This window comes from Mesorhizobium sp. B3-1-6 (genome assembly GCF_006439555.1).
Lineage (GTDB): Bacteria > Pseudomonadota > Alphaproteobacteria > Rhizobiales > Rhizobiaceae > Mesorhizobium.
In genome coordinates, this window is sequence record NZ_VFTM01000066.1 from 1 (window position 1) to 8920 (window position 8920).

Here is an 8920-nt window from a genome sequence, read left to right on the forward strand (position 1 = left end):
GCCAACTTCATGGGCTTCGTCAAACTCGCCGCTATCGCCATCTGGCTCAAATAGTTAAATCGTCACCACCGCCTAGCAGGCTTTGGAAAAAGGATCGGAGATACCTGTTTTGAATCTGGTTTGTACTCGGTCTGACTCTGATACGTTCCGTGAACGAAACAGTCTTTCAACAGCCTACTAGGCGCGCGGCGAACTGTTTGCCGCAAGGCGGTCCAGGATAACCAAGCAATTCAGTCTTCGCGCTTCGATGGCCGACGGGTCGTCGCATTCGACGATGGCGCGCTCGAACCGGTCAAGCGCGTCGAGCGCGGCAAGCATGTCGCCTGAGGGATCGCCCAGCGAAAACAGGATGCGCCGCGCCCTGACGCCGTTGGCCGCGTCCACCGAGGACTGGGCGGCTACGCCACGGCGCAACGCGCCGAGGGCGGCCAGATGGTCGCGCCATGGTAATGGCGCGACATCATCTGTTGCGGGCAACATGCCTCAGGCCTTGGCCTTGCGCTTGCCCTTGCCCGCGTCGCCGCCGGCTGGCTTGCGGCCGAGGCCGGAGGATTTGGCCAACGCCGAGCGGGTCGCCGAATAGCTGGGCGCCACCATCGGATAGTCGGCTGGCAGACCCCATTTCGCGCGGTATTCGTCCGGCGTCAGACCATGGTCGGTCGCGAGGTGGCGCTTCAACGACTTGAACTTCTTTCCATCCTCCAGGCACACGATGTAGTCGGGGAAAACCGAGCGCTTCGGGTTGACGGCGGGCGTCAGAGCCACCGCCTCCTTGACAACGCTGCCGCTGGCGAGCTTGCGAACCGAGGCGCTGACGCTGGCGATCAGATCAGGCAGGCCAGAGGCGGGGAGCGGATTGTTGCCGACATAGGCCGAGACAATGTCGGCGGTCAGCTCGATTGCGGTCTTGTCGTCGATGTTGGACAATTTTTTCACCTTCTGCTGGCCCTCAAATCGCCAGCTCTTTTTTAAGACTTTCGTCGGTGTATCGAATTGGACCTGTCCCCCAACGGACCGTCCATAGTCAGTAAATCTACGAAACTCAATACCGGGCGATGTTTCTACGCGAACTGGAAACGCGCAAGTTAGGAATTCTAATAGCTATAGCCAGCGTTTTATAGCTCGGGCGGTCCGCCTGGATGCGCAAAAGGCGCTATAGCACTTCGATTCGCCGTGAAAGTTGCTGAAAAATCAAAGTTCAGGGCAAGTTCCGGCACGGCCGCGATAATCTGCCGTCGGATAATCGAACATGCGCGATTCGGCGGCCCCATGGCAAATCGGTCATTTGGCGGCGACACCGCGCCTGAGTTCCGCGGGCGGCTTGTCCGCGAGGATCTCCAGCACGCGCTTCCAGCGCGCGCAGCGGCCGAAATCCTTCTGCTCGATGGCCTTTTCGGCCTTCATGGCCGCATAGAGCGGCGCCTCCGCACCAAACTCCCTGACCAGCCAGTACGCCTCCTGCCTGGCGCGGCGTTCGTCATCGTCAACGGCCGTCTTGGACATCGTTCCGGGTCTCCGTACCTTCGACGCCGACCGCAAGGCAGCTGCCGATGACGAGGACGGCGCCGGCAACCGCCGTCATCGACAGGCTTTCGCCCGAGAGCGTCAGCAGAAATGTGGAAGCAATCGGCGTCAGATAGGCGACGACCGCTATCCTGCCGCCATGATCGAGCTTCGCCGCGCGCGACCAGAAATAATAGCCGAGCCCCATCGGGCCGGCACCGAGATAGAGGCCGAGCAGAAGGTGAGCGCCGGTCGGGCGCACGACGCCGTCATGCAGGCACCAGGCAAAGGTGAGCGCGACGCCGATCAGCGCCGAGGGCAACAGCAGGCGCTCCGGCGACACGGCAAGGCGGCCGACGGCGAGCGAGTAAAAGGCCATGCAGAGCGCCGAGCCGAAAGCGGCGAGGTAGCCGACGAGGCTGCCGCCTTGAAACCAGGTCTGCGCGCGGCCGCCCGAAATGACCAGCGCCACGCCGACGAAGCCGAGCGCCGCCGCCAGCCCGAGCAGCAGCGGACGGCGCGGACGGCCAAGCAGGATAACCGCCGCGGCGGTCATCAGCGGCCAAGTGTAGGCGACGAGGTTTGCCTCGATAACCGGCATCGAGGCGAAGCCGATATATTGCAGCACCATCGTGCCGACCAGGCCCACGAAGCCGACAAGGTAAGCGGCAAGCGCGGATCCACCTTCCCCGACAAGGGGGAAAGGAGGAGTGCTCGTCAGCCGGATCAGCGCGAAGACCATGGCCGCGCCGCAAAACTGCAGAAACTGCACTTGCGACACCGGATAGAGGGCAAGCAGCGTCTTGCCGACCAGGGCGTTGGTGGCCCACAGCGCCACGGCGCCGAGGGCGAAGGCCAGCGCCGCCCCGGGGGCGACGCTGGAACGGTTTTGACTTTCCGGCGCGACCGGGCCGAGGCTCAGAGACCTTGACAGCGGCTGACGGTCGACCGGGTCGTGGCTCATTACCACGACTCCCTCGCCGCGCCGGAAACCGCTTCCGACGTCGGCTGCGGCACGGGATGCTCCTCGGCATGGCGGCGGTAGGCGGGCAGCTGGTTGGTCCAGACATCCTCCGCCAGTTCGTTCACCCAGGCACGGTCATGGTCGTTGTCGGCGGCAAGGTAGAACATGCGGTTATCGTCGACATAGGGTTTGATCGCCGAGCGCTGGTTGAGCACCAGCGTGACGCGCTCGCCGAGCTGTATCGGCGCGGTGCGGTGGAGCACGCCAAGGAACTGGCCGAGCGTGGCATAGTTCATCTTGTGGTCGATGCGCATGATCTTGTTGCGCGGCAGATCGCGGCCGGATTCCAGGATCGAGCGGCCGGTCTCGGAATCGTCGCAATAGATCTCAAGATGGCCGCCGATGAGCGGGTCGCTGATCGACAGCGGAATGAGTTCGGTCACCGGAACGCCGTCGCAATGCCATTCGACCGCACCGTCTTTCGGATTCATGAAGGTGACGGTCGAGCCGACGATCGACAGTGGATACGGCTCGAGCTTGGTGCCCATCATGTCGGACAGTCTTTCCAGGCGCAGCTTGTCGTGCAAAAGCTCCTTGATCTCTGGAATAAAGCGGTCGGCGCCGGTGATGAAGGTGAGGTCGAGGTGCTTGTGCACGGCATGGCTGGCCTTCAACTTCAGGGCGGCTTCCTCGATGGCGGCAAGCAGAGCGGGGTCGTAACCGTGACGATACTGGGCGACGCCGAAACCAGACACTTTCCAGGACGTCTCATGACCAATGATGGCCTCGCGACTCATTGCGCAACGCAGTTCGGGAATTGTATGGGCGTTCATTCTACTTTCTCCAAGGTGGGGGCAACACTTGGTTAACAGTCATTTAAACGCCTACCCCTGTAAATTTAGGAATGCTGGTGGTAGCGTAAGCGCAGCTTAAGGACGAACCCCGTGCGTCTGCTCAGTCAGGTCAACCTCAACTCGCTGAAAATCGTGGAGAGCGCCGCGAGGCACAAGAATTTCACGCGTGCCGGCGAAGAGCAGTTCATCACCGCTTCCGCCGTCAGCCAGCGCGTGAAGAGCCTGGAGGATCAGCTTCGCTTCAAGATCTTCGAGCGCGGCGGCAATGCCGTGTCGCTGACGCCGGAGGGTGAGACCTACGTGGCGCGCGTCCGCGAGGCGCTGGAGCGGATCGTGGCGGCCAGCATGGAGGCTACGGGCCAGTCGCAGGCGCATGTGCTGCGGATCTGCGTGCTGCCGACTTTCGCCGCGCGCTGGCTGTTCCCGCGGCTTTCGGCCTTCCAGCGGCAATATCCCGACATCGAAATGCGGGTGTCGACCTCTTACGCCACGCATGAATTCTCAACCTCGGAATACGATCTCGAGATCCGATATGGCGACGGCAACTTCCCCGGCCTCACCTCGGAACTGCTGTTCAAGGAAGACCTGACACCGGTCTGCAGCCGCAAGCTCTTCCACGATGTGCTGGGCGACAAGCCGCTGTCGAAGGTGACGCCGGAAGACCTGCGCTATTTCACGCTGCTTCATTCCGACACCTGCACGCAGAACTGGCAGTCGTGGCTGGGCTTTGCCGGCGCGAGCTTCGTGCTTGGCGAAACCAGGAGCGTCTATTTCGATAGCTGCATGATGTCCTACGAGGCGGCCAATGCCGGAATGGGCTTTGCCGTCGCCAACCGCGCCTACATGGCAAGCGATATCCGCGCCGAACGGCTGGTGGCTCCTTTCGCGGTCCACCACCCCAATACGGCGGGCTGGTATTTCGTCAGCCCGATCAAGGCGCTCGGCGCCCGCAAGGTGGAGCTGTTCAAGCAGTGGCTCATGTCCGAAGCGGCGCTGACGCAGCGCCAGCTGGACATCGAGATCGCCGGCGGACAACAAGCGCGCTCGGCGGTGGCGTGAGGCCCCACGAATGCGCGCTGGAACGAATCCAGCACCGGCCGCGCAAGATATTCCGCGAAAGTGTGGTCGCTGGTGCTGATAAAGGCTTCCACCGGCATCTCGAATGGAGATGCTCGAACCCTTTTAATACTGCGTCGCCATCGGCTTTCGCACACTTGACATCGAGTACCTGTCGATCGACGTACCACAGCCATCTATTATATTGGTTGTTTGCTGGTAGGCGCCGTCAGCATCCGGATGCTTCCGCGGATAGATTAGGGTAACAGCAAATCCACGCGTCCCCGACAGGACAGTCAAAAAGGGACTTGTCATGAACGGATGATCCCATCGCTCGACGGCGCAGCAATCGGGGTTATCTTTTGCGTATTCGCCTGCGGCAGCGGCGCCGGAAATTGCGCGGGGAAAATCCGACTCCCGGGCTTCCAGAATGAGCGCGCTCTCAATCAACGCAGCGTCGGATGCGATCTGGCCCGTTTCACCGCAGTACCCATTCAACTCACCGGAATACCACGACGCCGCTGCCAATACGGCCAATAGAATTGCTGTTGTTGCCAACGCGCCCAATGCAAGCTTCCTAGTCATCCATGCCTCGATATTGAGAATGCGCCGATGCGGGCGGCGATTGCCGGCTACCAATGCTCTTGCATGTCTGTCTCAATGCCCCTGGTCTCCAATATTCGGCCATCCGCATCGATCGCGACTTCGCGGAAGTAATATTCCGGTTTCGGCGTCCTTTCGATGAGATAGCTCATCTGCACGATTGAGACGCCGTCTTCGTAGAGGCGCGCCGGAAACCGCAGCCACTCGTGATTGGAGTGACTGACGATGCAGCAGCCGGGGTTGCTTGACAGCAGTTCCTCGGCGGAGGCGTAGGCGATCGCCCCAAGCTCAACTCTTACCACATCCTCGGCAGCGATCGAGATGAGTTCCCGGTCGCCGAGATGTTGCTGATGGTTATACGCGACCATCCAGATGACCGGCCCAGCGACGGTGAGCGCGGCGAGAGCAAGGGCAGTTGTTGCAACAGTCTTCATAGTTGGCTCCGATCGCGCGTCACCCAAGGCGGCACCAGAGACCCCACAATGGTGGAGTCTTGCAGAATTTCGGGATTTTCCGGTGATTTGCTCGAGGCTGTATAGCCGGCTACCGCGATCGCACCATGACGCAGGGTCGAGACTCAGCTATCTTTGGTCCCGCGGCGGGCCTGATTTTCCCGCTTGGCCGGCGCTATCAGCTTCCTCCCAAGCAGCGCCGGCCTTCTTCGTTTCAGGCTGACGACAATTCAGCCCGCCCTGCCCTATTGCTTCGGCGCTGTACCCTGCTGGTCGCCACCGGTGGTCGATTTCGGCACCGGGTTCTTGTCGACCTGAGGGTTCTGGTTGACTTCAGCGCCCGGCGCCTTGGTGGGTTGCACGCTGTTGTCACAGGCGACGAGCACGAGCCCTGCCGCAAGAGCCAGCAGCACAGGAAGCTTTTTCATGACAAGCTCCTCTCGTTTGTTCCTTGATCTCAAGGGCAACGAAGCGGTGGCGGTTTGGTTGCGTGGCGCAGTTTGGCTGGCTGGAGGGGGAACCAACCGGCGCGCGCCCGGTTGAGACCCGATCGAACCGCGTAAGGAGATGGCCATGATCCGCCTGCTGTTAACAGGGCTGTTTGCCTACACCGCCTACCGCGTCGCCATGAGGATCATCGACGAGGTTCCCGGCGATGTCGCACCGCTGGACATGCCGGGCGACGAGAGACGCGCGCTGCGGCGACAGTCGGCGGCGATGGGAGTCGAGCCGAAGCGGTAGAATCTCCCCTTCTGGGGAAGATCGTCTGTCGCGTCGGCTTTCGCCAATCGCCAGCGCCATACCCGTTGCGAACAAAGCGGAAACGATGCTTGATGGGCGATGAACATCGCCGCTCGTGATTCGTCCTTCGAGGCGCCCGCCTATCTTGCCCGGCTGAACGACGAGCAGCGGCTGGCGGTGATGCATGGCGACGGCAAGGTGGCCGCGCCGCTGCTCGTGATCGCAGGTGCCGGTTCCGGCAAGACCAACACGCTGGCGCATCGCGTCGCCCACCTCATCGTCAAGGGCGCCGATCCGCGCCGCATTCTGCTGATGACCTTCTCCCGTCGCGCCGCTGCCGAGATGGCCAAGCGCGTTGAGCGCATCGCCGGCGAGGTGCTGGGGCGCGACGCGGCCATCATCGCCGACGCGCTCGCCTGGGCCGGCACTTTCCACGGCATCGGCGCGCGACTGCTGCGCGATTATGCCGAGCAGATCGGCCTCGATCCGGCCTTCACCATCCACGACCGCGAGGATTCCGCCGACCTGATGAACCTTGCCCGGCACGAGCTGGGATTGTCGAAAACCGAAAGCCGCTTTCCGACCAAGGGCACCTGCCTGCAGATCTATTCGCGGGCGGTGAATGCGCAGGCGCCGCTGGGTGAAGTGCTGGGCTCGGCCTTCCCGTGGTGCGCGGCATGGGCGGACCAGCTCAAGGCGCTGTTCGCGGCCTATGTCGAGGCCAAGCAGGCGCAGAACGTGCTCGATTACGACGACCTGCTGCTCTACTGGGCGCAGATGGCGGCGGAGCCGGAGATCGCCGCGCATCTTTCCAGCCGCTTCGACCATGTACTTGTCGACGAATACCAGGACACCAACCGGCTGCAGGCCTCGATCCTTCTGGCGCTGAAACCGGACGGCGCGGGCTTGACCGTCGTTGGCGACGACGCGCAGTCGATCTATTCCTTCCGCGCCGCGGAAGTGCGCAACATCCTCGACTTTCCAAGACAGTTCGCGCAAGAAGCAGCGGTCATCATGCTGGAGCGCAATTACCGCTCGACCGAGACGATCCTGGCCGCGGCCAACAAGGTGATCGGCGAGGCCAGCGAGCGTTTCACCAAGAATCTCTGGACCGAGCGGCGGTCATCGCACAAGCCGCAGCTGGTCAGCGTGCGCGACGAGGCCGAGCAGGCCAATTATGTCTGCCAGGCGATCCTCGCCGAACGCGAGGCCGGCACGGCGCTGAAGGCGCAGGCGGTGCTGTTCCGCACCTCGAGTCATAGCGGGCCGCTGGAGGTCGAGCTCACGCGCCGCAACATCCCTTTCGTCAAGTTCGGCGGCCTGAAATTCCTCGATGCCGCGCATGTCAAGGACATGCTGGCGATGCTGCGCTTCGCCGAAAACCCGCGCGACCGCGTCGCCGGTTTTCGGGTGCTGCAGCTCATGCCGGGCATCGGCCCATCCGCCGCCTCGCAGATCGTGGACGCCATGGCGACATCGCTGGACGAGACGCTGGGCCTTGCCCGCTTCCGGCCGCCGCAGCGCGCCGCGCAAGATTGGCCGGTCTTCCTCGACATCTATGGCGGCTTGCGCGCCGGCGCCAAATGGCCGGCCGACCTCGAGCGGATCAGGCTCTGGTACGAGCCGCATATGGAACGCATCCATGAGGATGCGATCACGCGCCGCGCCGACCTCATCCAGCTCGAACAGATCGCATCGACCTATCCGTCGCGCGAGCGCTTCCTGACCGAGCTCACCCTCGACCCGCCCGACGCCACCAGCGACCAGGCCGGGCCGCCGCATCGTGACGAGGATTACCTTATCCTATCGACCATCCATTCGGCCAAGGGCCAGGAGTGGAAGAACGTCTTCGTGCTCAACACCGTCGACGGCTGCATCCCGGCCGATCTCGGCGTTGGCACCAAGGAGGACATCGAGGAGGAGCGGCGCCTGCTCTACGTGGCGATGACCAGGGCCAAGGACAGCCTGCATCTCGTCGTGCCGCAGCGCTTCTATCCGCACAACCAGCCGGCGCGCGGCGACCGCCATGTCTATGCCTCGCGCACCCGCTTCATCCCGGCCTCGATGCTTTCAGCCTTCGAGCAGTCGTCCTGGGCAAGCGCCGCGCTCAAGGACGACCCGCGCCAGAAGCCGGGCGTCAAGGTCGATCTCGGCTCCCGCATGCGCGGGATGTGGAAATAGGCCGCCTGCCCGACGGATCACGTCCAGGTACGGAAAAATCGGCACGCGCGGAACCACTCGCCGCAAGCCGCGTTGTGTGACGTCCTCCCTCCAGACCGGAGGCGGCAGCCCCCGCTTCCACAGCCAATAGACGAGGTCCGAATGTACGACAGGATGTTCTTCACCCCGGTCGCCCTCAGCGTCGGCGCCGGCCACAAGCGCATGATCGCCTCGCTGTTCGAGATGCATGACTTCCTGACCGAGTTTCCGCCGTCGCGCCGCCGCCTCAGCTACGGCGCCGCGGTGAAGGCCTGCGAGGCGGCGCGCAGTGGAGAAATCCCGGCCGAGGCGGCGCGCGATGCGCTGATCACCTTCGCGGTGACGGCGGGCGTGCTCTGGCCTTCGGAGCAGCCGGTCGTCTCGGTCAAGCCGGTGGCGCGCGGATATGGCGGTTTCGCCGGCTGAGTTTTACGGCAAAGGACTACCCTCCCGCGAAAAACCCGCCCTAAGTGAACTGACCCCCGAAAGTTGGACACAACCTTCGGGGGTTTTGCATGTCCAAATACAGTGCGCGCTTCAAGCGGTCA

At 62.9% G+C, this 8920-nt stretch carries 12 protein-coding genes; 4 read left to right on the forward strand and 8 right to left on the reverse strand.

Features of this window, described 5'->3' with window-relative positions; genetic code table 11:
• Positions 1-177: 177 nt before the first annotated feature.
• The 5 genes from FJ414_RS31100 to FJ414_RS31635 all read right to left on the reverse strand — a co-directional run bounded on the left by FJ414_RS31100 (position 178) and on the right by FJ414_RS31635 (position 3300).
• Positions 178-480, reverse strand: a complete 303-nt coding sequence (locus FJ414_RS31100; protein WP_140648170.1) for a hypothetical protein — start codon at positions 478-480, stop codon at positions 178-180.
• Between the two features lie 3 nt (positions 481-483).
• Positions 484-927, reverse strand: a complete 444-nt coding sequence (locus tag FJ414_RS31105) for a MucR family transcriptional regulator (protein WP_140648171.1) — start codon at positions 925-927, stop codon at positions 484-486.
• Between the two features lie 354 nt (positions 928-1281).
• Entirely contained in the window at positions 1282-1503 is a 222-nt protein-coding gene (locus FJ414_RS31110) for a hypothetical protein (RefSeq protein WP_140648172.1), read from the reverse strand.
• Positions 1484-2467, reverse strand: coding sequence for a DMT family transporter (locus FJ414_RS31115; RefSeq protein WP_140648173.1), 984 nt, complete (start codon positions 2465-2467; stop codon positions 1484-1486). Before FJ414_RS31115 ends, FJ414_RS31110 begins: the two co-directional genes overlap by 20 nt.
• Positions 2467-3300 carry a hypothetical protein gene (locus FJ414_RS31635; protein WP_181175236.1) on the reverse strand — a complete coding sequence of 278 codons (834 nt, stop codon included), beginning with the start codon at positions 3298-3300 and terminating at the stop codon, positions 2467-2469. The genes FJ414_RS31115 and FJ414_RS31635 overlap by 1 nt, the downstream gene beginning before the upstream one ends.
• Positions 3301-3411: 111 nt before the next feature.
• Here FJ414_RS31635 and FJ414_RS31130 point away from each other — a divergent pair, with 111 nt between their 5' ends.
• The gene (locus tag FJ414_RS31130) at positions 3412-4380 is read left to right on the forward strand and encodes a LysR substrate-binding domain-containing protein (protein WP_140648174.1); all 969 of its coding nucleotides are present in this window, start codon (positions 3412-3414) and stop codon (positions 4378-4380) included.
• 123 nt (positions 4381-4503) lie between these two features.
• Here the strand turns inward: FJ414_RS31130 and FJ414_RS31135 are convergent, their stop codons facing one another.
• The 3 genes from FJ414_RS31135 to FJ414_RS31145 form a co-directional block, all read right to left on the reverse strand.
• Positions 4504-4962, reverse strand: coding sequence for a hypothetical protein (locus FJ414_RS31135; protein WP_140703279.1), 459 nt, complete (start codon positions 4960-4962; stop codon positions 4504-4506).
• A 47-nt stretch (positions 4963-5009) separates the two neighbouring features.
• On the reverse strand, positions 5010-5414 hold the full coding sequence (locus FJ414_RS31140) for a hypothetical protein (protein WP_140648176.1): 405 nt from the start codon (positions 5412-5414) through the stop codon (positions 5010-5012).
• Positions 5415-5677: 263 nt separating this feature from the next.
• Positions 5678-5860, reverse strand: a complete 183-nt coding sequence (locus FJ414_RS31145) for a hypothetical protein (protein ID WP_140648177.1) — start codon at positions 5858-5860, stop codon at positions 5678-5680.
• 145 nt (positions 5861-6005) lie between these two features.
• Between FJ414_RS31145 and FJ414_RS31640 the strand changes: the two genes are divergently transcribed.
• The 3 genes from FJ414_RS31640 (at position 6006) to FJ414_RS31155 (ending at position 8798) form a co-directional block, all read left to right on the forward strand.
• The gene (locus tag FJ414_RS31640; RefSeq protein WP_181175235.1) at positions 6006-6173 is read left to right on the forward strand and encodes a hypothetical protein; all 168 of its coding nucleotides are present in this window, start codon (positions 6006-6008) and stop codon (positions 6171-6173) included.
• A 99-nt stretch (positions 6174-6272) separates the two neighbouring features.
• Entirely contained in the window at positions 6273-8354 is a 2082-nt protein-coding gene (locus tag FJ414_RS31150; RefSeq protein ID WP_140648178.1) for an ATP-dependent helicase, read from the forward strand.
• A 141-nt stretch (positions 8355-8495) separates the two neighbouring features.
• Entirely contained in the window at positions 8496-8798 is a 303-nt protein-coding gene (locus tag FJ414_RS31155; RefSeq protein WP_140648179.1) for a DUF982 domain-containing protein, read from the forward strand.
• Positions 8799-8920 lie beyond the last annotated feature (122 nt).